Source organism: Streptomyces cynarae, from assembly GCF_025642135.1.
GTDB classification, from domain to species: Bacteria; Actinomycetota; Actinomycetes; order Streptomycetales; family Streptomycetaceae; genus Streptomyces; species Streptomyces cynarae.
On sequence record NZ_CP106793.1, the window covers coordinates 2447498 to 2472896 of the forward strand.

Sequence of the window (25399 nt, forward strand, 5' to 3'; positions counted from 1 at the left end):
GGCCCGCCGAGACCGCGGTCCGAAGCGGTGTGTCATTCGCCGGCGGGCGCCGAAGCCGCCGTGCGCTGGTCGATCTCCCGCCAGAAACCCGCCCGGATCGCGTACCGGTCGTGCTCGTCGATCTGGTCGTCCTTGTGGGCGAGGAGGCCGAAGCGGGCCGCGTACCGCAGCAGCTCACCGTCGATGCGGTGCGGCACCCGCGGGTACATGCTCGACAGCTTCTGCAGGTGGGAGGGGTCGGCGAGGCGGGAGATCCACCGCCGGGCGAAGACCTGCCCCACCTCGTAGGGGTCGCCGCCGACCGTGGTGATGTCCTCCTCCCGGTCGGCCCACCGCTGCTCCGCGGTCGTCAGCTGCGCCAGCGTCGGCAGCGAGGCGACCTCGGGCGACTCGGCCGCGACGGGGCGGTCCACCCAGCCCTTGTCGGACGACCAGCGAAGCGTCGCCCCGGCGGGCTGCTGCGCGGTCTGCGGCGCCCGCAGCGCCGCGAGGTCCTTCGGGGTCGGTACGCCCTTGGCGACCGGCACCCGCTCCTGGGCGCCGTTCTGCGACGCGGCCGTCTGGACGTGTTCCGGCTCGGCGGCGGGCCTCTCCGTGGCGGCCGTGAGCGCCGACTCGGGCAGCGGCGCCGACAGGATCGCGGCGATCTCCGGCCGGGGCGCGGGCGGCGGCGCGCACACCCCGCCCAGTTCCTTGGGCCGCACGGCCTGGGTGATCCACGCCCGGTCGAGCACGCGTCGCTCGTCGGCCTCGGCGACCAGGTCCTCGGACTGGTTGTAGTCGCCGTCCGCGGCCTGCACGGCCCACAGGTGCACGGCGACGCCGTGCTCCTTGGCGGCCATCATGCCCGGCAGCAGGTCCCCGTCACCGGTGACGAGCACGACGTCCGAGCACGCGCGGTTGCGGGCCAGCTCGGTCAGCTCGGCGTGCATCGCCGCGTCGACGCCCTTCTGCGCCCACCGCCCGTCGCTGCGGGTCAGCGCGCCGAGGCGCACGGTCACCCGGGGCATCACGCGCAGCCGGCGGTGCTCCGGCTGCGGTACGCGGTCGGGAGCGCCGTCGAACCAGTAGATGCGCAGCAGTGGCCGCCCGGTGTCTGCCTCTGCGCGCTCCCGCAGTCCCTGGATGAGGGCGGCGTGGTCGACGGTGATCCGGGACCTCGAGGGTTCCCCGGCGAGGAGGCTGGCGGCAGCCCCGAGCAGATACCCGGCGTCCACCAGGACGATGCAGCGGTCCACGCGATCCACCCTCTTTCCGGGAGGTTTGCTTCGGGCTTGCTTCGAGTCTGCCCGACGGCGGAGAGGTTAACGGCCGGAACTCGATCTTCGGCGTGGCGTATCGGGGGGACCGGGACGCGAAGGACTGTGTCACGCAGGGTAATTGTCCGACATGCGGTTGATGTCAGGCTATGTGAATCTGGTCCCGGCCCTGGCCCCTAGTCCCCACAGGAGGCATCACCATGGCCAAGAACAAGAACCGCAAGCAGGCAGGCCCGCAGAACCGCTCCCCGAAGGCCGAGCAGGCGCAGGAGCACACCCAGCGGCCCGCGACGGAGACGCACACGTCTCCGATGGCGCAGACCCCGGGCAGCCCGGCGGATGTTACCCGTAAGAAGCAGAAGAGCTTCGGCCACAACTGACGCCTGCACGAAGGCTGATGCCGAGGCCCGCGCGCGAGGGCCGACGCAGAAAAAAAGGGGCACACCCGTTCTCGGGTGCGCCCCTTATCTGCTGAGCAACTCCGGGTGATCAGCCCGCCAGGCAGGAAGGGCCGAGAAGGACCTTCAGGTCGCCGTAGAGGGCGGGGTCCGGCTTGACGCGGTGGCGGTCCAGGCGCAGGACCGTCGTCTTGCGCGGCCCCTGGAGCTTGATCCGCACCTCACTGTCGCCCTTGTGCTGGCTGAGGATCTCGCCGAGGCGGCTGACCATCGGCGGGGTGACCTTCACGGCCGGGATGGTGAGCACCACGGGGGCGTTGGTGCCCGCGTTGGACAGGTCCGGAACCATCAGTTCCATCGCGACCAGCCGGGGCACGTCCTCCCGCTTGTCGAGGCGGCCCTTGACGAACACCACGGCGTCCTCGACGAGTTGGGTGGACACCAACTGGTAGGTCGCCGGGAAGAACATGCACTCGATGGAGCCGGCGAGGTCCTCGACCGTGGCGATCGCCCACGCGTTGCCCTGCTTGGTCATCTTGCGTTGCAGGCCGGAGATGATGCCGCCGATGGTGACGACCGCGCCGTCCGCGTGCTCGCCGCCGGTGAGCTGGGCGATGCCCGCGTCGGCCTTGTCGGACAGCACGTGCTCGAGGCCGAAGAGCGGGTGGTCGGAGACGTACAGACCGAGCATCTCCCGCTCCTGGGCGAGCAGATAGGTCTTGTCCCACTCCTCGTCGGTGAAGGTGACGTCGAGACCGAAGCCGGGCTCGCTGCTCTCCTCCTCCATGCCGCCGAACAGGTCGAACTGCCCCTCGGCCTCCTTGCGCTTGACCGCGACCACGTTGTCGATCATCGGTTCGTACTGCGCCATCAGGCCCTTGCGGGTGTGGCCGAGGGAGTCGAAGGCGCCGGCCTTGATGAGCGATTCCGTCGTCCGCTTGTTGCAGACGACCGCCTCGACCTTGTCCAGGTAGTCCGGGAAGGACGCGTACTTCCCCTTGGCCTTGCGGCAGCGGATGATCGACTCGACGACGTTCGAACCGACGTTGCGCACGGCGGAGAGGCCGAAGAGGATCACGTCGTCGCCCTGCGCGGCGAAGTTCGACTCGGACTCGTTGACGTTCGGCGGCAGCACCCGGATGCCCATGCGACGGCACTCGTTCAGATAGACGGCCGACTTGTCCTTGTCGTCCTTCACCGAGGTGAGGAGCGCGGCCATGTACTCGGCGGGGTGGTTCGCCTTCAGGTACGCGGTCCAGTACGAGACCAGGCCGTACGCGGCCGAGTGGGCCTTGTTGAAGGCGTAGCCGGCGAACGGGACCAGCACGTCCCACAGCGCCTGGATCGCCTCGTCGCTGTAGCCGTTCTTGCGGGCGCCCGACTGGAAGATGACGAAGTTCTTCTCCAGCTCCTCCGGCTTCTTCTTGCCCATCACGCGGCGGAGGATGTCGGCCTCGCCGAGCGAGTAGCCGGCGATGATCTGGGCGGCCTTCTGCACCTGCTCCTGGTAGACGATCAGGCCGTAGGTGACGTCCAGGACCTCCTTGAGCGGCGCCTCCAGCTCCGGGTGGATCGGCGTGATCTCCTGCTGCCCGTTCTTGCGCAGCGCGTAGTTCGTGTGGGAGTTCATGCCCATCGGGCCCGGCCGGTACAGGGCCGACACGGCGGAGATGTCTTCGAAGTTGTCGGGCTTCATCAGCCGCAGCAGCGAGCGCATGGGCCCGCCGTCGAACTGGAAGACGCCGAGGGTGTCGCCGCGCTGGAGCAGCTCGAAGGTCGTGGGGTCGTCGAGCGGGAGGCTCAGGAGATCGATGTCGATCCCTTTGTTCGCCTTCACCATCTTGACGGCGTCGTCCATGATCGTGAGGTTGCGCAGGCCCAGGAAGTCCATCTTCAGCAGGCCGAGCGACTCACAGCTCGGGTAGTCCCACTGGGTGATGGTCACGCCGTCGGTGTGCCTGACCCAGACGGGCACGTGCTCGGTGATGGTCTCGCTGGACATGATCACGCCGGCCGCGTGCACACCCATCTGCCGCACCAGGCCCTCGACGCCCCTGGCGGTGTCGATGACCTTCTTCACGTCCGGCTCGTTCTCGTACATCCCGCGCACCTCGCCCGCCTCCGAGTAGCGGGGGTGGCTCGGGTCGGTGATACCGGACAGCGGGATGCCCTTGCCGAGGACGTCGGCGGGCATGGCCTTGGTGATGCGGTCGCCCATCGCGTACGGGTAGCCCAGCACGCGCGCGGAGTCCTTGATCGCGTTCTTGGCCTTGATGGTGCCGTAGGTGCCGATCATGGCGACCTTGTCGGCGCCGTACTTCTCCGTCACGTACCGGATCACCTCGACGCGCCGGCGCTCGTCGAAGTCGATGTCGACATCGGGCATCGAGATGCGCTCGGGGTTGAGGAACCGCTCGAAGATCAGGCCGTGCGGGATCGGGTCGAGGTCGGTGATGCCGAGGGCGTAGGCGACGATCGAGCCTGCGGCCGAGCCGCGGCCGGGGCCCACCGCGATGCCGTTCTTCTTGGCCCACATGATGAAGTCGGCGACCACGAGGAAGTAGCCCGGGAACCCCATCTGGATGATGACGTCCATCTCGTACTCGGCCTGCTTCATGCGGTCCTCGGGGATGCCGCCCGGGAAGCGGCGCTCCATGCCGCGGCGGACCTCCTCCTGGAACCAGGTGACCTCGGTGTAGCCCTCGGGGATGTCGAACTTGGGCATGAGGTCGCGCTTGACGAACATGCCCTCGGTGTCGACCATCTCCGCGATCAGCCGGGTGTTCTCACAGCCCTCCTGCCAGGCGTCCGAGGAGTCGATGGCGTACATCTCCTCCGTGGACTTCAGGTAGTAGCCCGTGCCGTCGAACTTGAAGCGGTCCGGGTCGGAGAGGTTCTTGCCGGTCTGGATGCACAGCAGGGCGTCGTGTGCGGACGCCTCGTGCGCGTACGTGTAGTGCGAGTCGTTGGTGACCAGCGGCGGGATGCCGAGCTTCCTGCCGATCTCGAGCAGGCCGTCGCGGACCCGGCGCTCGATCTCGATGCCGTGGTCCATCAGCTCCAGGAAGTACTTGTCCTTGCCGAAGATGTCCTGGTACTCGGCGGCCGCCTTCAGGGCCTCGTCGAAGTGGCCGAGGCGCAGCCGGGTCTGCACCTCGCCGGAGGGGCATCCGGTGGAGGCCACGATCCCCTCGGACCACTGGGCGATGGTCTCCTTGTCCATGCGGGGCCACTTCTGCAGCCAGCCCTCGGCGTACGCGTCGGAGGACAGGCGGAAGAGGTTGTGCAGGCCGGTCCTGTTCACCGCCCACATGGTCTTGTGGGTGTAACCACCGGAACCCGAGACGTCGTCCCTCTTCTGGTGCGGCTGGCCCCAGAGGATCTTGCGCTTGTTGCGCCGGGACTCGGGGGCGACGTACGCCTCGATGCCGATGATGGGGGTGATTCCGGCCTTCTTCGCGGAGTGGAAGAAGTCGTACGCCCCGTGGAGGTTGCCGTGGTCGGACATGGCGATGTGGGTCATGCCCATCTCGTTGCACGCGTTGAACATGTCCTTCAGCCGCGCGGCACCGTCCAGCAGCGAGTACTGGGTGTGGACGTGCAGGTGCGTGAACGGCGGCTTTGACACGGTTCGAGCCTCCAGGGCAAACATTACGTCGACGGTGTCCCCCGGTCGCGGACAGTCTGGGGGACAGCGTCGAAGTCTATGCCTCGGCACTGACACCCGGAGGCGTCCGGCGCGTACCTTCATGCGGAGAAAACGTGGGCACTCCACCACACCGCCGGACGTTGGCGTGAGGGAACACCCGCGGAAGATCAACCCCAAACGTCACGCACCACCCGTACCAGGAGGCACCCAGCGATGTCGGTTCCGCAGCTCAGCGCCGAGCAACGCGGTGAGGAGATCCTCGCCGTCTTCGACACCGCCTTCGGCGAGCTGCTCGCCGCCGACCCGGCCGCGTTCCGCGTGAAGTTCCGCAAGATGGCGGCCTCCGCGTTCGCGTTCTACCGGGGCACGGCGTGCCTCTTCTACCACGATCTGGACGCGGACAGGCGCGGCGGCCCGTACCTGGACGACCGCACCTCGCGGGTGTGGATCCACGGCGACCTGCACGCCGAGAACTTCGGCACCTACATGGACTCCACGGGCCGCCTGATCTTCAATGTGAACGACTTCGACGAGGCGTACGTCGGTCCCTTCACCTGGGACCTGAAGCGCTTCGCCGCCTCCGTGGCGCTGATCGGGTACGCGAAGGCGCTCAGCGACGACCAGATCACCGAGCTGGTCGGCATCTACGCCGCGGCCTACCGTCAGCGCGTCCACGCCCTGGCCACCGGCGCCAAGAGCGACGAGGTGCCGCCCTTCACCCTGGACACCGCCCAGGGCCCGCTGCTGGACGCGCTGCGCGACGCCCGCTCGCTCACCCGCTTCGGGCTGCTGGACTCGATGACCGAGATCCGCGACTTCGAGCGCCGCTTCGCGCCGGGCGGCGGCTCGATCGAGCTGGACGCCGCCACCCGCTACAAGGTGCTCGCGGCCTTCGACGGCTACCTGGAGACGCTGCCGGAGACGTCCCTGGCCCGCCCGGACTCCTACCGCGTGAAGGACGTCGTCGGCCGCCGCGGCATCGGTATCGGCTCGGCCGGCCTGCCGTCGTACAACATCCTCCTCGAGGGCCACAGCGACGCCCTGGAGAACGACGTCGTGATCTACATCAAGCAGGCCCAGACCCCGGCCGTCTCCCGGCACATCACGGACCCCGTGATCCGCGAGTACTTCCAGCACGAGGGCCACCGCACGGTGATCTCCCAGCGCGCCCTGCAGGCGCACGCCGACCCGTGGCTGGGCTGGACCGAGCTGGACGGCGCGGGCCAGCTGGTCGCCGAGGTGTCGCCGTACGCGGTGGACCTGGACTGGGGCGACATCGACGACCCGGAGGAGATCGCCTCGGTCGTCGCCGACCTGGGCCGCGCCACGGCCGCCATGCACGCGGCGGCGGACGACCAGTCCGGCGAGTCCCTGGTGCCCTTCTCCACCGAGCGGGCCATCGACGCGGCGATCGCCGCCGACGAGGACGGCTTCGGGGAACTGCTGGTGGACTTCGCCCACACCTACGGGGCACGCGCGCGTGCGGACCACCAGATCTTCGTGGACCTGTTCCGCAACGGCCGGATTCCAGGTCTGTGACGGAAGGGCCCGGTACGGGAATCCTTTAGTGTTCCCTTACTGGAGCACGTGACACACTCTCCTCTGCTATGGACATATCCGGGACCCACCTCAGAGCCGTACGCGCGGCGCTGTTCACGGCACTGGTCGTGACACTCAGCACCGCGTCGCACGTGCTGCTGTCCGAGGTCCCCCTGCCGATGGGGACGGTGGCCGCGATAGCCGCCGCCGTCTTCGTCGTCGCGTACGCGCTGGCGGGCCGTGAGCGCGGCTTCGGGAAGATCGCCGCCCTGCTGGTGCCCCTGGAGCTGACCGCGGACACGGTGTTCACCACCGGCCAGCACGCCTGCTATGGCAGGGCGGGCGGCCCGGTCACCGGCCCGCTGCGCTCGGTGGGCCTGGACCTGCTGTGCAGCGGTGGCAGCGTGGGCACCCCGCTCACGCGGGTCACCGGCGCCGGCAGCGACCGGATCGCGGCGCTCCTGGCGCACGCCGACCCGGAGACCGCCTGGCTGCTGCTCGCCGCCCACGTGAGCGTGGGGCTGCTGGCCGCCGCCTGGCTGCGCCGCGGCGAGCGGGCGCTGGCCCAGCTGCTCGGCGCGGTGGCCGCGACCACGTTCCGGCCGCTGCTGCTCGCGGTCGCCGCGGTGACGGTACGGCTCGCTCCGGCCCGCCGCGCCCCGCGCCCGGCGCCCCGGATCGCCGCCCTGCGCACCCGCCTCTTCGTGCACTCCCTGGGACGGCGCGGACCGCCGTGCTCGGTCGCCCTGATCTGAGCGACACCCCGAGCACTCCAGTCCCCACCCTTACTCCGCGCACGACGATGCGCGTCCCCGAGGAGATCACCCATGAGCAAGCGGAACAGCCAGGCGGCGAAGACGGCGGCCCGTGAGCGGCTGCGCGTCGAGCGCGAGCGGCAGGCCAAGCGCGACAAGGTCAAGCGGCAGCTGATCGTCGCCGGTTCGGTCGTCGCCGTGCTCGCCGTCGCCGGCGGCGTCGGCTACGCCGTCGTGCAGAACAACAAGCCCAGTCACTGGGAGGCCGCGAAGAGCGAGAAGCTCGTCGCGCCGGCCAACACCTCCGGCACGAACGGCACCACCGTCGTGATCGGCAAGAGCAGCGCCAAGAAGACCCTGGTCATGTACGAGGACCCGCGCTGCCCGATCTGCGCCCAGTTCGAGCAGACGGTCGGCTCGACCGTCAAGCAGGACGTCGACGCGGGCAAGTTCAAGATCCAGTACGTCGGTGCCTCGTTCATCGACACCAACACCCAGGGCGAGGGCTCCAAGAACGCCCTGAGCGCCATGGGAGCCGCGCTGAACGTCGGCCCCGAGGCGTTCCTCGAGTACAAGACCGCGCTGTACTCGGCGAAGTGGCACCCGGAGGAGACCGAGGACAAGTTCAAGGACGACAGCTACCTGATCAAGGTCGCGAACACCGTCCCCGCCCTGAAGGACAACGCGGCGTTCCAGAAGGCCGTGAAGGACGGCACCTACGACAAGTGGGCGCTGGACATGTCCGACGTCTTCAACAAGAGCGGGGTGCAGGGCACGCCGACCCTGAAGATGGACGGCAAGACGCTCACCGGGTCCGACGGCAAGAACGCGCCCATGACGGTGGCCGAGTTCAACGCGGCGATCGACAACGCGCTCAAGTCCTGACCGGTCCGCCGGGCGGGCCTGAGCGGTCAGGCGCAGAAAGAGCGGGCGAACTTTGCGTGTTCGCCCGCTCTTTGCGCGTACCGGTCAGTAGTCTGCTCGGCCGTGACCAGTCGACACAGATCATCCGAGAGAGTCAACTCCCTTTCCCCGCGCCGCCGTACGGTCGTCAAGGCCGCGGCGGCGACGGCCGTTCTGGGCGTCCCGCTCGCCGCCGCCCTTCCCGCCCGGGCCGCCGCCGACACCCCGGCCTTCCTGCACGGCGTGGCCTCCGGTGACCCGCTGCCCGACGGCGTCCTGCTGTGGACCAGGGTGACGCCCACCGCGGATGCGACGCCCGGCTCCGGGCTCGGGCCCGACACCGAGGTGACCTGGGTGCTCGCCAAGGACAAGGCGTTCACAGCGATCGTCGCAAAGGGCTCCGTCACCGCGAGTGCCGCCTCGGACCACACCGTGAAGGCCGACGTCCGGGGGCTCGAGCCGGCCACCGACTACTGGTTCCGCTTCTCCGCGGGCGGCACCGACTCCCCCGTCGCCCGCACCCGCACCGCGCCGGCCGCCGACGCCGCCGTGTCCGGGCTGCGCTTCGGCGTGGTCTCCTGCGCCAACTGGGAGGCCGGCTACTTCGCGGCGTATCGGCACCTCGCCGCCCGGGGCGATTTGGACGCGTGGCTGCACCTGGGCGACTACATCTACGAGTACAAGACGGGCGAGTACGCGGCCCGCGGCACGGTCGTGCGCCCGCACGCCCCGGCGAACGAGATCATCACGCTGTCCGACTACCGGATACGGCACGCCAAGTACAAGACGGACCCCGACCTTCAGGCCCTGCACGTGAAGGCACCGGTCATCGCGATCTGGGACGACCACGAGTTCGCCGACAACGCCTGGTCGGGCGGCGCGGTCAACCACACCGAGGGCGCAGAGGGCACCTGGACGGCCCGCAAGGCGGCGGCGAAGCAGGCGTACTTCGAGTGGATGCCGGTCCGCCCGGCCGTCGAGGGCACGACCTACCGCCGGCTGCGCTTCGGCAAGCTGGCCGACCTCTCCCTGCTGGACCTGCGCTCCTTCCGTTCGCAGCAGGCGTCCACGGGCAGCGGTTCCGTCGACGACCCGGACCGTACGATCACGGGCCGTGCCCAACTCGACTGGCTCAAGGCGGGCTTGAAGGCGTCCGACACCACCTGGCGGCTGGTCGGCAACTCGGTGATGATCGCGCCGTTCGTCATCGGCTCGCTCTCCGCGGACCTGCTCAAACCGCTGGCCAAGCTGCTCGGGCTGCCGCAGGAGGGCCTCGCCGTCAATACCGACCAGTGGGACGGCTACACCGACGACCGCCGTGAACTGCTGGCCCACCTGCGGGCCAACGCGATCCGGAACACCGTGTTCCTGACCGGCGACATCCACATGGCCTGGGCCAACGACGTCCCGGTCGACGCGGGCACCTACCCGCTGTCCGCCTCCGCCGCCACCGAGTTCGTGGTCACCTCGGTCACCTCCGACAACCTCGACGACATCGTCAAGGTTCCCGAGGGCACCGTCTCGGCGGTGGCCGCGCCGGTCATCCGCGCGGCCAACCGGCACGTCCACTGGGTCGACACCGACCGCCACGGCTACGGCGTGCTGGACATCACCGCCGAGCGCGCGCAGATGGACTACTACGTCCTGTCCGACCGTACGAACGCGAGCGCCACCTCGTCCTGGGTGCGGTCGTACCGCACCCGCAGCGGCACACAGAAGGTCGAGCGGACGTACGACCCGGTGTAGGCCGCCGGGAGCCCGCTACAGGCTGTCGAGAAAGCCGAGCGCCACCCGCCAGGTGGCCTCGGCCGCCTCCTCGTCGTAGTCAGGCAGGTCCGGGTCCGTGTACAGGTGGCCCGCGCCCGCGTACCGGTAGATCTCCACGTCCGCGCCCGCTCTGCCCATCTGCAGATACCAGGCGCTGAGCCAGTCGTCCGTCTCGAACGGGTCCGGCTCCGCGACGTGCAGCTGGACCGGCAGGGCGTCCACCGAGGCGCTCGGCGCGATGTCCGAGGTGCCGTGCAGCAGCAGGAGTCCGCGCGCCTTGTGGTCGCCGAGCGCCAGGGTCTGCCCGATGGACGCGCCGAGCGAGAAGCCGGAGTACACAAGCCCTCGCTCCGAGTAGGGCGCGGCGGCCAGGACGGCCCGCTTGAGCAGCTCTTCCTTCCCGATCTCGTCCTTGAAGGCCATGCCCTCCTCGACCGTCTCGAAGGTGCGGCCGTCGAACAGGTCCGGGGTCCACACCTCGTGCCCGGCGGCGCGGAGCCGGTCGGCGGCGGCCCGGACGGCCGGCCGCAGACCGTACGTCGAGTGGAAGAGCATGATGTTCATGAGCCCATGGTGCCAGCCGCGACGGACAACGCCGTGCGCTGCGCGGCAGCGGGTGTTCTTGGCCACAGGTTCACGGCGGGCCCCACTGGTTACGTTCCAAGGATGGAGAACGTACTGCGCCCGGTGATCGTCGTCGGCGGCACGGTCGGACTCACCCTGCTCATCGGGTGGGGCACGGACGTCCTGCTGCGCAAGGCGAACGCCCGGCACCCCGAGACGCCCCTGTGGGATCTGCTGCGCCGCGGCCGCATCCCCTACCAGCTCGTGCTGTGCACGGCCCTGCTGCGGGGCTCCTACGACCAGGCCGAGGTGCTCCAGGCGCATCAGGTCGGCATCGGCCGGACGCTCACCCTGGTGCTGATCGGTTCCGCGGCCTGGCTGGTGATCCGCATCGCGGGGGCCGTGGTCGAGACGACGTACAGCCGCTACGCCCGCGCCCACCACGACCCGGCCCGGGTCCGGCGCGTGCGCACCCAGGTCACGCTGATCATGCGGGTGGTGTACGCGACCGTCGGGGTGGTGGCGGCCAGCGCGATGCTGCTGACGTTCCCGGCGATGCGCACGGCCGGCGCCTCGCTGCTGGCCTCGGCCGGCGTCCTCGGCATCGTCGCCGGTGTCGCCGCGCAGTCCACGCTCTCCAACCTCTTCGCCGGGCTTCAGATCGCGTTCGGCGACATGGTGCGGCTCGGCGACACGGTGGTCGTGGACGGCGAGTGGGGCACGGTCGAGGAGATCACCCTCACGTTCCTGACCGTGCGCACCTGGGACGAGCGGCGGATCACCATGCCGGTGTCGTACTTCACCTCCAAGCCCTTCGAGAACTGGTCGCGCGGCAGCGCCCAGATGACCGGCATCGTCTACTTCCACGTCGACCACACCGCGCCCGTGGACGCGATGCGCGACAAGTTGCGCGACATCCTGCGCCACTGCCCGGCGTGGGACGGCCGGGCCTACGGCCTCCAGGTCACCGACTCGACGCCCAACACCATGCAGGTGCGGGCGCTGGTGACCGCCAAGGACGCGGACGACATATGGACGGCGCGGGTCACGGTGCGCGAGGAGCTCATCCGCTGGCTGGCCGAGGAGCATCCCTACGCGCTGCCGCGGGTCAACACTGCGGGCGCCATACCTCCGCCCGGCTGGAACGGTCACTCCGTGCGCGACGGACAGTTCCACAAGGCGTACGAACAGCAGCGGGCGAGCCGGGGGTGATCCCCGCCCGCGTCAGCGGCCGCGTTCCGCGCCGCCGTTCACCTGGATCACCTGCGCGGTGATGTGGCGGGCGCCGGAGGACGCCAGCCAGTGCAGGGTCGCGGCGACGTCGCCGGGCGTGGCGGCACGGCCGATGGACGTCTCCGCGATGAGCCGCTCGCGCCGCGCCGGGTCCATCGCTTCGCCGAAGAACTCGGTGTCCTCGACGTAGCCGGGCGCGACCACGTTCACCGTGATGCCGCGCGCTCCGAGCTCCCGGGCCAGATCGAACGCGTACGGGTGCAGGGCGGCCTTGGAGGCGGCGTACGCGCCGCTGCCGGAGCCGCGGTAGGCGGCGATGGAGCTGAGGAACAGCACCCGGCCGCCGGGTGAGGCGAGCCGGTCGCGCAGTGCCTCGGTGAGCAGGGCCGCGGTCAGCACGTTCAGCCGGAAGTTGACGGTCCAGGTGTGCGCGACGGTTTCGAGCGGATCTTCGATGTCGGCCTTGGGCTCCAGGAGCCCGCTGCCGCCCGCGCTGTTGACGAGGACGTCCACGGTGCCCAGCTCGTCGGCCACGAACCGGGCGGCGCCGCGCACGGCGTGCGGGTCGCTCAGGTCGGCCGCATAAGTCAGCGCCCCGGGCACGTCGGCCTTCTCCAGCACCTCCGCCCGGCGTCCGAGGAGCAGTACCCGGTCCCCGTCCGCCGCGAAGGCCCGCGCCGCCGCAAGCCCGATCCCCGTGCCACCGCCACTGATCACCACGTTGCGCGTCATGATCCGATCGTACAAAAGCCGCTTACGGTGAGGCGATTGCTCGTCCGGGCGGGTCGCGGGACGGCCCGGCGGCGGATGTCAGCGCAGACTGCGCACGTCCAGGTGGCGCAGCACCCGGTCGACGATCTCCGGGTCGGCACCCGGCTCGCTGCGTGCCGCCAGCACCTCGTGGCGTGCCGCGCTCAGCATCTCCCCGTGGATCCTGCGTACGCGCTTGACGCGCCGGGCCCGCTGCTCGTGTGCCTCGCGCCGCTCCTCGTCCCCGAGGTCGGGGCTGATGCGGGCGCCGATGTCGAAGGCCCGCCGCAGCAACTGCTCGGACAGCTCGTCCGGCAGCTCCTCGACCTGCTCGATCTCCTTCAGCCTGCGCTTAGCCGCCTTGGCCGCGCGGACCGCCAGCGCGTGCTCGAACTCCTTTTCGCTCTCCGTGTCGGCCCGCACGTTCAACTTCCGCACCAGCCACGGCAGCGTGAGCCCCTGGAGCACGAGTGTGGCGATGATCACCCCGAAGGCGATGAAGACGATCTCGTCCCGGCCCGGGAAGGGCGAACCGTCGTCCATGGTCAGCGGAATGGCCAGGGCCAGCGCCACCGACGCCACGCCCCGCATCCCCGACCACCACATGACGACGGTCTCGCGCCAGGACACCGGGATCTCCTCGTCGTAGTCCCGTTTGGCGTGCAGCCGCTTGGTCAGCCAGGTCGCGGGCAGCAGCCACGCGAGGCGGACGAAGACCACGACGGCCACGATCGCGGCGCCCCAGCCGAGCATCTCGCCCCACCGCCCGGACGCGGTCCGGATCGCGTGGTGCAGTTCCAGCCCGATGAGCCCGAACGCGATCCCGGTGACCAGGGTGTCCACGACGTCCCAGAACGTGTGCCCGGCGAGCCGCATCATCACATCGTCCGGATCGGCGGCGTACTCCGCCAGGAACAGTGCGGTGACCAGCACGGACAGCACACCGGAGCCGTGCAGCTCCTCGGCCAGGACGTACGAGGCGTACGGCACGAGGAGCGTCAGCCCGATCTGCAGGGTGGCGTCGCCGAGCAGGTCGAGCAGCTTGTTGGAGGCCCAGCCGAGGGCGAGCCCGACGGCGAGGGCGACGACCGCGGAGAGTGCCAGTTCGACCAGGGCGTGCGGCAGCGAAAACGCTCCGCTGACGGCGGCGGCGATCGCGACGTGGTAGAGCACGATCGCCGTCACGTCGTTGAACAGGCCCTCGCCCTCCAGGATCGACACCAGGCGGCGGGGCAGCCCGAGCTGTCCCGCGACCGCGGTCGCCGCGACCGGGTCGGGCGGCGCGACCAGGGCGCCGAGCGCCACCGCCGCGGCGACCGGCAGCCCCGGCACGACCTCGTGGGCGACGGCGGCCACGCACACGGTGGTGACGAACACCAACGCGACGGCCAGCAGGAAGATGGGCCGCTTGTTGGCCGCGAACTGCCGCCACGACGTGCGGCGCACCGCCGCGTACAGCAGCGGCGGCAGCAGCGCGGGCAGGATCAGCCCTGGCGGGATGTTGACGTTGGGCACGAAGTCGAGCAGGGCGAGCACGATCCCGAGCAGAGTCATCAGCACCGGCGCCGGCAGCCGGAGCCGGTCCCCCACCGGGACGCTCACCACGGCCCCGAGCAACAGCAGTAGGAACAGGGCCAGTTGGTCCACGGTGAGCGCTCCGGGAAGTTCGACGTTCACACAGCAGGTCTCAAGCCTGCCATGCCACCCTTCTCACCGGTTTTTCCGACTTCACTACAGAGAGCGCCGCATCGATCGGTGCGGTATCCCCGCGTCGGGGAACTCCGGCCCGTAGGCCGCGTAGCCCAGCCGCTCGTAGAAGCCCAGCGCTTGGGTCTGCGCGTGCAGGTCCACCGCCGTCAGACCACGCGCGCGTGCCGCGTCCTCGATGGCCCGCACCAGCGCGGCGCCGACGCCCAGGCCGCGTGCCTCCCGCGTCACCGCCAGCCGCCCGAGCGAGCCCACGGACGCGTCGCCGCCGTTCTTGGCGGCGGCCGCCTCCCCGTGCAGCAGCCGGCCCGTACCGAGCGGCACGCCGTCCTCCCGGACGGCCAGGACGTGCACGGCAGCGGCGTCGTACGCGTCGTACTCGATGTCCTCGGGCACGCCCTGCTCGCCGACGAAGACCTCCTTGCGGACCGCGAAGCACGCCTCGCGGTCGGCGGGCTCCTCGGCGATCCGCACGACGTACCCGGCGTTCCCGGCGCTCATGCCCAGCTCTCCTCGCGCACCTTGTCCAACGCCTTCTGAAGGTCGGCGGGGTAGGCGCTCTCGAACTCCACCCACTGCCCGTCCCCCGGGTGCTCGAAGCCGAGGCGTACGGCGTGCAGCCACTGGCGGGTCAGGCCGAGCCGCTTGGCGAGCGTCGGGTCCGCGCCGTACGTCAGGTCGCCGACGCACGGGTGCCGGTGGGCGGCCATGTGGACGCGGATCTGGTGGGTACGCCCCGTCTCCAGCTTGACGTCGAGCAGGGACGCCGAGCGGAAGGCCTCAAGCAGGTCGTAGTGCGTGACGGAGGGCTTGCCGTCGGCCGTGACCGCCCACTTGTAGTCGTGGGTGGGGTGGCGGCCGATGGGTGCGTCGATGGTGCCGCTCGTCGGGTCGGGGTGGCCCTGGACGAGCGTGTGGTAGCGCTTGTCGACCGTGCGCTCCTTGAACTGGCGCTTGAGCGACGTGTACGCGTACTCCGACTTGGCCACCACCATCAGGCCGGAGGTGCCCACGTCGAGGCGGTGGACGATGCCCTGGCGCTCGGCGGCGCCGGAGGTGGAGATCCGGTAGCCGGCCGCCGCCAGGCCGCCGATCACGGTCGGGCCGGTCCAGCCGGGGCTGGGGTGCGCGGCGACGCCGATCGGCTTGACGATCACGACCACGTCCTCGTCGTCGTGCACGATCTCCATGCCCTCGACCGGCTCCGCGACCACCTGCACCGGCGCGGGCGCCTGCGGCATCTCGACCTCGAGCCAGGCGCCGCCGCGCACCCGCTCCGACTTGCCGACCACCGCGCCGTCCACCTGCACCTTGCCCGCCGCGGCCAGCTCCGCGGCTTTGGTGCGGGAGAAGCCGAACATGCGGGAGATGGCGGCGTCGACGCGCTCGCCCTCCAGGCCGTCGGGCACGGGCAGGGTACGGATCTCGGGAAGCGTGCTCACCCGTCGAGTATGCCGGACGGGTCCTCCGGCCCCGAGAGGAGCCTGTGGACAACGGCCTCGGGCCTTGTGGCCGGCCCCGCGATCTCAGTCCTTGTGGACGGTGCCGTCCGGGTCGAGCCCGCGGAAGGACAGCAGCACGATGAGGATGCCGCCGCAGACGATCGCCGAGTCGGCCAGGTTGAAGACCGCGAAGTGCTTGGGCGCGATGAAGTCGACGACCGCGCCCTCGAACACGCCCGGAGAGCGGAAGATCCGGTCGGTGAGGTTGCCGAGCGCGCCGCCGAGCAGCAGGCCGAGGGCGATCGCCCAGGGCAGGCTGTAGAGCTTGCGGGCGAGCCGGGCGATCACCACGATCACCGCCGCCGCGATCACCGTGAAGATCACGGTGAAGGCCTCACCGAAGCCGAAGGCCGCACCCGGGTTGCGGATCGCCTCGAACTTCAGCCAGTCCCCGATGATCTCGATCGGCTCGTGGTGTTCCAGCTTCGCGACCACGATCAGCTTGCTGATCAGGTCGAGGGTGTACGCGAAGGCGGCGACCACGAACAGGACCGCGATCCGGCGCCTGCCCCTGGGGCGCTCGGCGGCGCCGGAACCAGGCGCCTGAGCTCCGGCGCCCTCGGCCGGGGCCCGCCCGTCGGACTGCTCCGGCCCTGCCGCGTCTGGGATGTCCGGCGTACCGATGATGCGCTCCGCCTCTGCCACGTGAATCCCTCAACCTAGGTGCCCTGACTGGACGAGACTACGACACCACCACGCCGTATCACGTGTTCAGGCGGGGCTCATGGGCGGCGTTCCCGCTTCTGCTTGCATTCCACGCACAGCGTGGCCCGCGGAAAGGCCTGCATACGGGCCTTGCCGATGGCGTTGCCGCAGCTCTCGCACAGGCCGTAGGTGCCGGAGTCGAGACGTTCCAGGGCGTGCTCGGTCTGTTCGAGCATCTCCCGGGCGTTGTGGGCGAGCGCCATCTCGTGCTCACGGGTGATGTTCTTGGTGCCGGTGTCCGCCTGGTCGTCGCCGGCGCCGTCCCCGGAGTCGCGCATGAGACCGACCAGCGCCTGTTCGGAGGCATCGATCTCGCCGCGCAGCCGCAGGGCCTCGGACTCCAGCTCTGCGCGCGCCTCGGCCACCTCCTCGGGGGTCCACGGGTCCTCTCCGGGGCGCACCGCCAGTTCCCCGGGCTCGGCCGCGGCGATCCTCGCCTTGGGGACCGCGGTGGGGCCCGTGTCCGCCGTGGCCGTCCCAGGAGTCTTCTTCGCAACCACCGTCGTGGCTCCCGTCTGCTTCGCGGCCTCGACCTCGCTCGCCTTCTTGGCCGTGCTCTTCTTGGCCGCACTCTTCGTGGGGGTGCTTTTCGTCGTGCCGCCCTTCGCGGCACTCTTGTCGGCGGCGGCCTTGGAGGGGGCCGCCTTTTCGGCGGCGGCTTTCTTGGCCGCCGTCCTGGGGGTGACGGCCTTCTTGGCCGCCGTCTTCGGGGTGACGACCTTCTCGGCCGCCGCCTTCTTGGCAGCGGCCTTCTTCGCTGCCGCCTTCTTCGCGACGGTGCTGGTCACCGGAGCCTCCTTGCCGGGCGCCGCCTTCTTCGCCGCCGCCTTCTCGGGAACAGTGCCGGGTGCTGCCGCCTTCTTGGCAGCGACACCCTTGGTTGCCGCCTTCTTGGCCGCCGCCTTCTTGGTGACGGACTTCTTGGCCGGTGCCTTCTTCGGGGCGGCCTCCTCGGCCGCCGCCGCCTTCTTGGCGACGGTCTTCCCCGCCGGTGCCGTCCGGGTGGTGGCCTTCTTCGCCACCGTCTTTTTCCCGGCGGTCTCCTTCACCACCGCCTTTTCCGCGACGGTCTTCTTCCCAGCGGTCTTCTTCGCCACCGTCTTCTTCGCGGCGGCGCTCTTCTTCGCCGCCGTCTTCCTGATGACGGTGCCGGTCGCCGCCTTCTCACCCGCCGGCCGCTCGGGGTCGCCTTCCTTCCTGGCCGCCTTCTTCGAGGGTGCCGCCTTCGACTCCGTCCGGTGGACGCCGGCCTCCCCGGCGGTCGGCTTGCTGGAGGCCTTGCTCCCAGCGGTCCGCTCACCCGTCCTGGCAGCCGTCGCCCTCACCGCGCCCGGCCCCTCCGAGGCGTTCACGGGGTCCGTCGCCCCACCGGGGGCGGCGGTTGCCGCTCCAGCGCCCCTGAGCGCCGTAGTGCTCCTTCCCTGCGCGCCCGTCCCCCCGGCCCTGTGCGCACCTTTCCCGGCCCCGGCCCCGGCCCCGGCCCCGGCCCCGGCCCCGGTGGCAGTCTGGCCCAGCCGGCCGGCCGCCCCCGCCGTATGGGTGGTCTTCTTTCCGTCCACGTTCCTGGCCGCCACACCGCCGGAGGCAGCCGCACCCGTGGTTCTGCCGGACGCCGACTGCTGTACGGCGGTCTTCTTCACCACCATGGCCGCGGCCCCTTCACATATTGTGATCTTGCGCGCGAGTCGTGCTGGGACGATAAATCGACTTCTGGCCCGCGGCAACGGGGCACGCCCGCGAATCGCCCGCCACGCGCGTGCCCCGCGGCGAGCCTGCATCCGTTGTGCCCAGCTCTCCGCCCGGTAATCCGCCGGACCCCCGCTCCCCGAATCCGGCAGGCCGACGTCTCGCCATTCGGGTCACCCGCGGACCGGCCGCACCCCGGGCGCCGGACCGGGAAATCCGGTCGGCCGCCGTCCGTGCGGCGCCGTACACTGGGCGGAGCGAAAAAGCGTGGATGGGGACGAGTAGCGGCGTACGCAGCCCAGAGCGACCCGGGGACGGTGTGAGCCCGGGGGCGAGCGCGACGTGAAGATCACCCCGGAGCCGCCGGAAGAACGCCCCAGCGAGAGCCCAGGGGCCAGTAGAACCGGCTTCGCGACCCCAATGAGGGGGCTCACCGGCGCGTACGGCGCACCGGGGAGCCAAGGAGGGTGGTACCGCGGGAGCGCGCCGCACACGGCGTACGGAGAATTCTCGGAATTCCCGGCTCTCGTCCCTCCGACGGAAGGCAGCACGTCCGCCGGAGGAAGATCGATGACGCAGTACCGCCAGGTGCCCGCCCAGGTCGACCTGCCCGCGCTCGAGCACGCGGTGCTCGACTTCTGGCGCGAGCAGAAGATCTTTGCCAAGAGCTTGGAGCAGTCCGAGGGCCGCCCCGAATGGGTGTTCTACGAGGGCCCGCCCACCGCCAACGGCATGCCGGGCGCCCACCACATCGAGGCCCGCGTCTTCAAGGACGTCTTCCCCCGCTTCCGCACCATGCGCGGCTACCACGTGGCCCGCAAGGCCGGCTGGGACTGCCACGGCCTCCCGGTGGAGCTGGAGGTCGAGAAGGAGCTCGGCTTCAGCGGCAAGAAGGACATCGAGGCGTACGGCATCGCCGAGTTCAACGCCAAGTGCCGCGAGTCCGTGACCCGCCACACCGACGCCTTCGCCGAGCTGACGACCCGCATGGGTTACTGGACGGACCTCGACGGTGCCTACCGCACGATGGACCCGGACTACATCGAATCCGTCTGGTGGTCGCTCAAGCAGATCTTCGACAAGGGGCTCCTGGTCCAGGACCACCGCGTCGCCCCGTGGTGCCCCCGCTGCGGCACGGGCCTGTCGGACCACGAGCTGGCGCAGGGCTACGAGACGGTCGTGGACCCGTCGGTCTATGTCCGTTTCCCGCTCACCTCGGGTCCGCTGGCCGACGAGGCCGCTCTCCTGGTGTGGACGACGACCCCCTGGACGCTGGTCTCCAACACCGCGGTCGCCGCCCACCCCGAGGTCACCTACGTCGTCGCGACGAACGGCGCAGAAAAGCTCGTCGTCGCCGAGCCGCTCGTCGGCAAGGCGCTCGGCGAGGGCTGGGAGACAACGGGCCAGACCTTCACCGGCGCCGAGATGGAGCGCTGGACGTACCGACGCCCCTTCGAGCTGGTGGAGTTCCCCGCCCCGGCCCACTACGTGGTGAACGCCGAGTACGTCACGACCGAGGACGGTACGGGTCTGGTCCACCAGTCCCCCGCCTTCGGTGAGGACGACCTCAAGGTGTGCCGCGCGTACGGCCTGCCCGTGGTCAACCCGGTGCGCCCCGACGGCACCTTCGAGGAGGACGTCCCGCTGGTCGGCGGAGTCTTCTTCAAGAAGGCGGACGAACGGCTCACCGAGGACCTGCAGCAGCGCGGCCTCCTCTTCAAGCACATCCCGTACGAGCACAGCTACCCGCACTGCTGGCGCTGCCACACCGCACTCCTCTACTACGCGCAGCCGTCCTGGTACATCCGCACCACGGCGATCAAGGACCGCCTCCTCGAGGAGAACGAGAAGACCAACTGGTTCCCGGAGACCGTCAAGAACGGCCGGTACGGCGACTGGCTGAACAACAACATCGACTGGGCGCTGTCCCGCAACCGCTACTGGGGCACCCCGCTGCCGATCTGGCGCTGCGAGGACGGTCACCTCACCTGCGTCGGCTCCCGCGCGGAGCTGACCGGACTGACGGGAACCGACCAGTCGGAGCTTGACCCGCACCGCCCGTTCATCGACGAGGTCACCTTCGCCTGTCCGCAGGACGGCTGCGGGAAGACGGCCACGCGCGTCCCCGAGGTCATCGACGCCTGGTACGACTCGGGCTCGATGCCGTTCGCGCAGTGGGGCTACCCGTACAAGAACAAGGAGCTGTTCGAGTCCCGCTACCCGGCGCAGTTCATCTCCGAGGCCATCGACCAGACCCGCGGCTGGTTCTACACGCTGATGGCGGTCGGCACCCTGGTGTTCGACAAGTCGTCGTACGAGAACGTCGTCTGCTTGGGCCACATCCTCGCGGAGGACGGCCGCAAGATGTCCAAGCACCTGGGCAACACCCTGCAGCCCATCCCGCTCATGGACCAGCACGGCGCGGACGCGGTGCGCTGGTTCATGGCGGCCGGCGGCTCCCCGTGGGCGGCGCGCCGCGTGGGCCACGGCACGATCCAGGAGGTCGTCCGCAAGACGCTCCTGACCTACTGGAACACGGTCGCCTTCCAGGCCCTGTACGCCCGCACCTCGAACTGGGCGCCGAGCGAGGCCGACCCGGCCCCGGCCGACCGCCCGGTCCTGGACCGCTGGCTGCTGTCGGAGCTGCACGCGCTCACCGACCAGGTGACGCAGGCGCTGGAGGCGTACGACACCCAGCGCGCCGGCAAGCTGCTGTCCGCGTTCGTCGACGACCTCTCCAACTGGTACGTCCGCCGCTCCCGCCGCCGCTTCTGGCAGGGCGACAAGGCCGCGCTGCGCACGCTGCACGAGGTCCTGGAGACGGTGACGAAGCTGATGGCGCCGATCACCCCGTTCATCACCGAGCGCGTGTGGCAGGACCTGATCGTGCCGGTGACCCCGGGCGCCCCGGAGTCGGTGCACCTGGCGTCCTGGCCGGAGGCGGACCTGTCGGCGATCGACCCGCAGCTGTCGCAGCAGATGGTGCTGGTGCGCCGTCTCGTGGAGCTGGGCCGCGCCACGCGCGCGGAGTCGGGCGTCAAGACGCGCCAGCCGCTGTCGCGTGCGCTCGTCGCGGCGGTCGGCTTCGAGTCCCTGGACAAGGAGCTGCACACGCAGATCACGGAGGAGCTGAACGTCTCGTCCCTGGCGTCCCTCTCCGAGGTCGGCGGTTCCCTGGTCGACACCACGGCGAAGGCGAACTTCCGGGCGCTGGGCAAGCGTTTCGGCAAGCGCGTCCAGGACGTGGCCAAGGCCATCGCGAACGCCGACGCGGCGGCGCTGTCCCTGGCGCTGCGCGAGGGCACGGCGTCGGTGGAGGTCGACGGAGAGACCGTCACCCTCGCCCCGGACGAGGTGATCATCACGGAGACCCCGCGCGAGGGCTGGTCGGTGGCGTCCGACTCGGGCGCGACGGTCGCCCTCGACCTGGAGATCACCGAGGAGCTGCGGCAGGCGGGCCTCGCCCGTGACGCGATCCGGCTGATCCAGGAGGCCCGCAAGAACAGCGGCCTGGACGTCGCCGACCGCATCGCGCTGCGCTGGACCGCGACGGACCCGGCGGTCGTCGCGGCCCTGACCGAGCACTCCGGTCTGATCGCCGAGGAGGTCCTCGCCACGGACTTCGCCCAGGGCGAGGCGGATGAGAGCTACGGTGAGCCGTTCACCGACGAGGGCCTGTCCCTGACCTTCCGCCTGCACAAGGCATAAGGCACCCGCCTGCGCAAGGCGCAGGACACTCGCCTGCGCAAGGCGTAAGACACACCCGAGGCCCGGGCCCGCCGAAAATCTCGGCGGGCCCGGGCCTTCGGCGTTGCGTCCGTACGCACAGCCGCTCCCCGGTCCGAACACGGGCGCCAAGGACTTCGCACGAAAGAGATGCCACACGAAGGGCGGGGCCCCGGATCGAAATCCGGGGCCCCGCCCTGAACGCTGCCGACGCCTACGGCGTCTTCACGACCCTCAGTTGTCGTCCTCGTCGATGAGGAACCCGCGCATCGGCGAGGGCGCCTGGCCCATCGGCGACGGGCCCTGCGGGCGGACCGGCGCCATCGGCTGGGTCATCGCGGGGGACATCTGCTGCTGGCCGCCGTAGGACGGAGCGGACGGGGCCGGAGCACCGCCCATCGTCTGGTTGCCGCCGTACGACGGGGCGCTCGCGCCCGCCGGGGCCATCGACGGCGCCGACGGCGACGGCAGGGAAGCCGTGGCCGGCGTGCGCGGCGGGGCCAGCGAGTCGTCGGCCTGGGTCTCCAGCTGACGCAGCTGCGACTCCAGGTACGACTTCAGGCGGGTGCGGTACTCGCGCTCGAAGCCGCGCAGGTCCTCGACCTTGCGCTCCAGCGTGGCGCGGGCGGACTCCAGGGAGCCCATCGCGACGCGGTGCTTCTCCTGCGCGTCCCGCTCCAGGGCGTCCGCCTTGGCACGGGCGTCGCGCTCCAGACCCTCGGCGCGGCTGCGGGCCTCACCGACGATCTTGTTGGCCTCGGCGCGGGCCTCGGCGATCGCCTGGTCGGCGGTCTGCTGGGCCAGCGAGAGAACACGCGCGGCGCTGTCGCCACCGGGACCCTGGCCGGGCATGCCCGGACCACCCATGGGGCCGCCCATCGGACCGCCCATGGGGCCACCCATCTGCTGCTGCATCGGAGGCTGGCCACCCATCGGCCCCTGACCCATCGGACCCTGGCCCATCGGACCCGGTCCCTGGGGACCTCCCTGACCGCCGCCGGGGCCGGCCGGCAGCTGCGGGGCACCGCTCGGCAGCTGGGGCGGGCCACCCATGGGGCCGCCCATCTGCTGCTGCGGCGGGCCCGATATCCCGGCGGGAACGGGCGCCCCGGGACCGCGCATGCCCTGCTGCTGATGCTGCTGGTCCTGGCCCTCCGGGGGCTTGCGCATGTTCTGCTGGTTCTGCGCGGCGGCACGAGTGGCCGCGGCCAGTTTGGCGCGCAGGTCCTCGTTCTCCCGGAGCAGGCGGGTCAGTTCGGCTTCGACCTCGTCGAGGAAGGCATCGACCTCGTCCTCGTCATAGCCTTCTCGGAGGCGGACGGTCGTGAACTGCTTGTTCCGAACGTCCTCGGGGGTCAGCGGCATGTCTTCACCTCAACGTAGTCATCGGCAGTCGGCAAGACCGTATCGTCCACATTCACCTCGCGAAGCTGCCCACGATCGAGATCAGGATGTAGACGATGATCATCAGTACGAAGAAGGACAGGTCGAGCGCCACGCCCCCGAGACGCAGCGGCGGGATGAACCGCCGCAGAAGCTTCAGCGGTGGATCGGTGACAGTGTAGGTGGCCTCCAGAACGACCACCATCGCCTTGCCGGGTTGCCATGAGCGGGCGAACTGGAAGACGTAGTCCATGACCAACCGGAAAATCAGCACGACGAGGAAGCACATCAGCGCGATGTAGACAACCTGTAGGAACACGCCCATGGTCCGCGCTTCCCTCTCCCCTGCTCCCGTGCCGTCTTTCCGGTCGTGCGTCTCAGCTCTGGTTGAAGAACCCGCCCTCTGCGATGCGGGCCTTGTCCTCCGCCGTGACATCGACGTTAGCAGGCGACAACAGGAACACCTTCTGCGTCACCCGCTCGATGCTGCCGTGAAGACCAAACACCAAACCGGCCGCAAAGTCGACAAGTCGCTTCGCATCTGTGTCATCCATCTCGGTCAGATTCATGATCACAGGAGTGCCTTCACGGAAGTGTTCCCCGATGGTACGGGCCTCGTTGTAGGTCCGGGGGTGAAGCGTGGTGATCCGGTACGGCTCTCGTTCGGACACGACCTTGGGCATGATCACCGGTGCGTTCTTCTCCAGACTCTGGCGTTCTTGTGTGATGGATGCCACGGGCGCGATGCGGGCCGGACGCCCGGATTCCGCGGGTAGCGAAGCGGACGGCGACACCGGATCGCGTGGCGCCGGCGGCTGCACCACGCGTACCGATTCGTCCCGTTGGGGCTGAATCGCCTGGTGCGCCTGGTGAGTCGGTTCGTGCCGCCTGCGATCCCGCTCCGGCTCCGGATCGAGTTCGGGCTCGAAGTCGTCATCGGGGTCGAAACCCCGGCCGTCGTACCCATCGTCCTCCACGAGGCCGAGGTAGACCGCCATCTTGCGCATCGCGCCGGCCATGCTCTGAGTCCTCCGCTCTGTGGTGGATCGGCTGACGACTGCCAAGTGCCCGCGATCCACGAGGTCGTTACGCCCGCCTAGCAGCGGTAATGACCATATTTTCTGCTGTGGTCCGACTTCTTGGCGACGTTACCCGAGCCTGGGTCGGACTCCGAGTACCGCAGTGCCGACGCGCACATGTGTCGCCCCGGCCGCAACGGCCTCCTCGAGGTCCGCACTCATTCCTGCCGAGACCATGGTGGCAGCCGGATGAGCCCTGCGCAGGTCGGTCGACAAATCCATGAGCCGCTCGAACGCCGCCCGTTGACGCCCCGCGTACTCGCCGGTGAGCGGCGCGACCGTCATCAGGCCGTCCAGCCGCAACCCCGGCGCGCTCGCGACGAGGTCGCCCAACTCTTCGATTCCTTCGGGCGCCACACCTCCGCGTTCCCCTCGGCCGCTCGCCCCCGCGTCGAGCGCGACCTGGATCAGACAGCCCACCTCGCGCCCGGCCCGTACGGCCTCCTTGGACAGGGCCGTCACGAGCTTGGAACGATCGACGGACTGCACAAGATCCGCGTAACCGACCACGGATCGCACCTTGTTGGTCTGCAACTGACCGACAAAATGCCACGAAAGCGGCAGATCCGAGCAAGCCGCCGCCTTCGGTGCCGCGTCCTGATCGCGGTTCTCGGCGACGTGCCGCACACCGAGTTCCGACAGAATCCGCACATCGGAGGCGGGATAGGTCTTGGTGACCACGATCAGGGTCACCTCCTCGCGCTTGCGCCCGGCGGCCGCGCACGCGGCGGCGATCCGGTCCTCCACCTTCGCGAGGTTTGCGGCGATGTGATCCCTACGGTCCGTCATGCCCC

Annotated in this window: 20 protein-coding genes; 7 read left to right on the top strand and 13 right to left on the bottom strand. The window is 70.1% G+C overall.

Translation table 11 applies throughout. The features are described 5' to 3' along the window. Window positions 1-32 precede the first annotated feature (32 nt). Window positions 33-1238: an NYN domain-containing protein gene (locus N8I84_RS11520; protein WP_263229433.1), complete on the bottom strand. Its 1206-nt coding sequence runs from the start codon at window positions 1236-1238 to the stop codon at window positions 33-35. Window positions 1239-1459: 221 nt separating this feature from the next. Here N8I84_RS11520 and N8I84_RS11525 point away from each other — a divergent pair, with 221 nt between their 5' ends. Further along, on the top strand, window positions 1460-1639 hold the full coding sequence (locus N8I84_RS11525; RefSeq protein ID WP_263229434.1) for a hypothetical protein: 180 nt from the start codon (window positions 1460-1462) through the stop codon (window positions 1637-1639). A gap of 109 nt (window positions 1640-1748) precedes the next feature. Here the strand turns inward: N8I84_RS11525 and dnaE are convergent, their stop codons facing one another. Next, complete coding sequence (dnaE, locus tag N8I84_RS11530) at window positions 1749-5285, bottom strand: DNA polymerase III subunit alpha (RefSeq protein ID WP_263229435.1); 3537 nt, start codon at window positions 5283-5285, stop codon at window positions 1749-1751. 234 nt (window positions 5286-5519) lie between these two features. Between dnaE and N8I84_RS11535 the strand changes: the two genes are divergently transcribed. The 4 genes from N8I84_RS11535 to N8I84_RS11550 all read left to right on the top strand — a co-directional run bounded on the left by N8I84_RS11535 (window position 5520) and on the right by N8I84_RS11550 (window position 10249). After that, the gene (locus N8I84_RS11535) at window positions 5520-6845 is read left to right on the top strand and encodes a DUF2252 domain-containing protein (protein WP_263229436.1); all 1326 of its coding nucleotides are present in this window, start codon (window positions 5520-5522) and stop codon (window positions 6843-6845) included. Between the two features lie 68 nt (window positions 6846-6913). Next, window positions 6914-7600, top strand: a complete 687-nt coding sequence (locus tag N8I84_RS11540; protein ID WP_263229437.1) for a hypothetical protein — start codon at window positions 6914-6916, stop codon at window positions 7598-7600. 72 nt (window positions 7601-7672) lie between these two features. Further along, window positions 7673-8485, top strand: coding sequence for a DsbA family protein (locus N8I84_RS11545; protein ID WP_263229438.1), 813 nt, complete (start codon window positions 7673-7675; stop codon window positions 8483-8485). Between the two features lie 102 nt (window positions 8486-8587). After that, window positions 8588-10249, top strand: a complete 1662-nt coding sequence (locus N8I84_RS11550; RefSeq protein ID WP_263229439.1) for an alkaline phosphatase D family protein — start codon at window positions 8588-8590, stop codon at window positions 10247-10249. A gap of 15 nt (window positions 10250-10264) precedes the next feature. Here the strand turns inward: N8I84_RS11550 and N8I84_RS11555 are convergent, their stop codons facing one another. Then, window positions 10265-10834 (bottom strand): dienelactone hydrolase family protein, encoded by a 570-nt coding sequence (locus N8I84_RS11555; RefSeq protein ID WP_263229440.1) that lies wholly within the window; start codon window positions 10832-10834, stop codon window positions 10265-10267. Window positions 10835-10936: 102 nt separating this feature from the next. On the opposite strand from N8I84_RS11555, the gene N8I84_RS11560 reads away from it, so the two are divergent. Beyond that, complete coding sequence (locus tag N8I84_RS11560) at window positions 10937-12046, top strand: mechanosensitive ion channel family protein (RefSeq protein WP_263229441.1); 1110 nt, start codon at window positions 10937-10939, stop codon at window positions 12044-12046. 12 nt (window positions 12047-12058) lie between these two features. On the opposite strand, the gene N8I84_RS11565 is transcribed toward N8I84_RS11560, so the two are convergent. The 6 genes from N8I84_RS11565 to N8I84_RS11590 all read right to left on the bottom strand — a co-directional run bounded on the left by N8I84_RS11565 (window position 12059) and on the right by N8I84_RS11590 (window position 18377). Then, the gene (locus tag N8I84_RS11565; protein ID WP_263229442.1) at window positions 12059-12799 is read right to left on the bottom strand and encodes an SDR family NAD(P)-dependent oxidoreductase; all 741 of its coding nucleotides are present in this window, start codon (window positions 12797-12799) and stop codon (window positions 12059-12061) included. A 78-nt stretch (window positions 12800-12877) separates the two neighbouring features. Further along, a complete protein-coding gene (locus tag N8I84_RS11570) occupies window positions 12878-14464 on the bottom strand; it encodes a Na+/H+ antiporter (protein ID WP_263234737.1) in 1587 nt (528 codons plus the stop codon). A gap of 84 nt (window positions 14465-14548) precedes the next feature. Next, complete coding sequence (locus N8I84_RS11575) at window positions 14549-15025, bottom strand: GNAT family N-acetyltransferase (protein WP_263229443.1); 477 nt, start codon at window positions 15023-15025, stop codon at window positions 14549-14551. Further along, the gene (locus N8I84_RS11580) at window positions 15022-15966 is read right to left on the bottom strand and encodes an RluA family pseudouridine synthase (protein WP_200416922.1); all 945 of its coding nucleotides are present in this window, start codon (window positions 15964-15966) and stop codon (window positions 15022-15024) included. The genes N8I84_RS11575 and N8I84_RS11580 overlap by 4 nt, the downstream gene beginning before the upstream one ends. 84 nt (window positions 15967-16050) lie before the next feature. Further along, the gene (gene lspA / locus N8I84_RS11585; RefSeq protein WP_263229444.1) at window positions 16051-16671 is read right to left on the bottom strand and encodes a signal peptidase II; all 621 of its coding nucleotides are present in this window, start codon (window positions 16669-16671) and stop codon (window positions 16051-16053) included. A gap of 77 nt (window positions 16672-16748) precedes the next feature. Continuing rightward, window positions 16749-18377, bottom strand: a complete 1629-nt coding sequence (locus N8I84_RS11590) for a TraR/DksA family transcriptional regulator (RefSeq protein ID WP_263229445.1) — start codon at window positions 18375-18377, stop codon at window positions 16749-16751. 610 nt (window positions 18378-18987) lie between these two features. Between N8I84_RS11590 and ileS the strand changes: the two genes are divergently transcribed. After that, on the top strand, window positions 18988-22125 hold the full coding sequence (ileS, locus tag N8I84_RS11595; RefSeq protein WP_263229446.1) for an isoleucine--tRNA ligase: 3138 nt from the start codon (window positions 18988-18990) through the stop codon (window positions 22123-22125). A gap of 252 nt (window positions 22126-22377) precedes the next feature. On the opposite strand, the gene N8I84_RS11600 is transcribed toward ileS, so the two are convergent. The 4 genes from N8I84_RS11600 to N8I84_RS11615 form a co-directional block, all read right to left on the bottom strand. Beyond that, window positions 22378-23508: a DivIVA domain-containing protein gene (locus tag N8I84_RS11600; protein WP_200416926.1), complete on the bottom strand. Its 1131-nt coding sequence runs from the start codon at window positions 23506-23508 to the stop codon at window positions 22378-22380. A gap of 52 nt (window positions 23509-23560) precedes the next feature. Further along, window positions 23561-23851 (bottom strand): YggT family protein, encoded by a 291-nt coding sequence (locus tag N8I84_RS11605; RefSeq protein ID WP_103839876.1) that lies wholly within the window; start codon window positions 23849-23851, stop codon window positions 23561-23563. A 52-nt stretch (window positions 23852-23903) separates the two neighbouring features. Continuing rightward, window positions 23904-24545, bottom strand: coding sequence for a cell division protein SepF (gene sepF / locus N8I84_RS11610; protein ID WP_200416927.1), 642 nt, complete (start codon window positions 24543-24545; stop codon window positions 23904-23906). A 129-nt stretch (window positions 24546-24674) separates the two neighbouring features. Then, on the bottom strand, window positions 24675-25394 hold the full coding sequence (locus tag N8I84_RS11615; RefSeq protein ID WP_103839874.1) for a YggS family pyridoxal phosphate-dependent enzyme: 720 nt from the start codon (window positions 25392-25394) through the stop codon (window positions 24675-24677). Window positions 25395-25399: the final 5 nt, after the last annotated feature.

What these genes read in the sequence shown, in the direction of transcription:
- N8I84_RS11600 (WP_200416926.1), bottom strand. Translation starts at nt 23,508, where the DNA reads ATGCCGCTGACCCCCGAGGACGTTCGGAACAAGCAGTTCACGACCGTC.
- N8I84_RS11545 (WP_263229438.1), top strand. Translation starts at nt 7,673, where the DNA reads ATGAGCAAGCGGAACAGCCAGGCGGCGAAGACGGCGGCCCGTGAGCGG.
- ileS (WP_263229446.1), top strand. Translation starts at nt 18,988, where the DNA reads ATGACGCAGTACCGCCAGGTGCCCGCCCAGGTCGACCTGCCCGCGCTC.
- N8I84_RS11575 (WP_263229443.1), bottom strand. Translation starts at nt 15,025, where the DNA reads ATGAGCGCCGGGAACGCCGGGTACGTCGTGCGGATCGCCGAGGAGCCC.
- N8I84_RS11590 (WP_263229445.1), bottom strand. Translation starts at nt 18,377, where the DNA reads ATGGTGGTGAAGAAGACCGCCGTACAGCAGTCGGCGTCCGGCAGAACC.
- N8I84_RS11565 (WP_263229442.1), bottom strand. Translation starts at nt 12,799, where the DNA reads ATGACGCGCAACGTGGTGATCAGTGGCGGTGGCACGGGGATCGGGCTT.
- N8I84_RS11555 (WP_263229440.1), bottom strand. Translation starts at nt 10,834, where the DNA reads ATGAACATCATGCTCTTCCACTCGACGTACGGTCTGCGGCCGGCCGTC.
- N8I84_RS11535 (WP_263229436.1), top strand. Translation starts at nt 5,520, where the DNA reads ATGTCGGTTCCGCAGCTCAGCGCCGAGCAACGCGGTGAGGAGATCCTC.
- N8I84_RS11560 (WP_263229441.1), top strand. Translation starts at nt 10,937, where the DNA reads ATGGAGAACGTACTGCGCCCGGTGATCGTCGTCGGCGGCACGGTCGGA.
- N8I84_RS11540 (WP_263229437.1), top strand. Translation starts at nt 6,914, where the DNA reads ATGGACATATCCGGGACCCACCTCAGAGCCGTACGCGCGGCGCTGTTC.
- N8I84_RS11615 (WP_103839874.1), bottom strand. Translation starts at nt 25,394, where the DNA reads ATGACGGACCGTAGGGATCACATCGCCGCAAACCTCGCGAAGGTGGAG.
- N8I84_RS11525 (WP_263229434.1), top strand. Translation starts at nt 1,460, where the DNA reads ATGGCCAAGAACAAGAACCGCAAGCAGGCAGGCCCGCAGAACCGCTCC.
- N8I84_RS11605 (WP_103839876.1), bottom strand. Translation starts at nt 23,851, where the DNA reads ATGGGCGTGTTCCTACAGGTTGTCTACATCGCGCTGATGTGCTTCCTC.
- sepF (WP_200416927.1), bottom strand. Translation starts at nt 24,545, where the DNA reads ATGGCCGGCGCGATGCGCAAGATGGCGGTCTACCTCGGCCTCGTGGAG.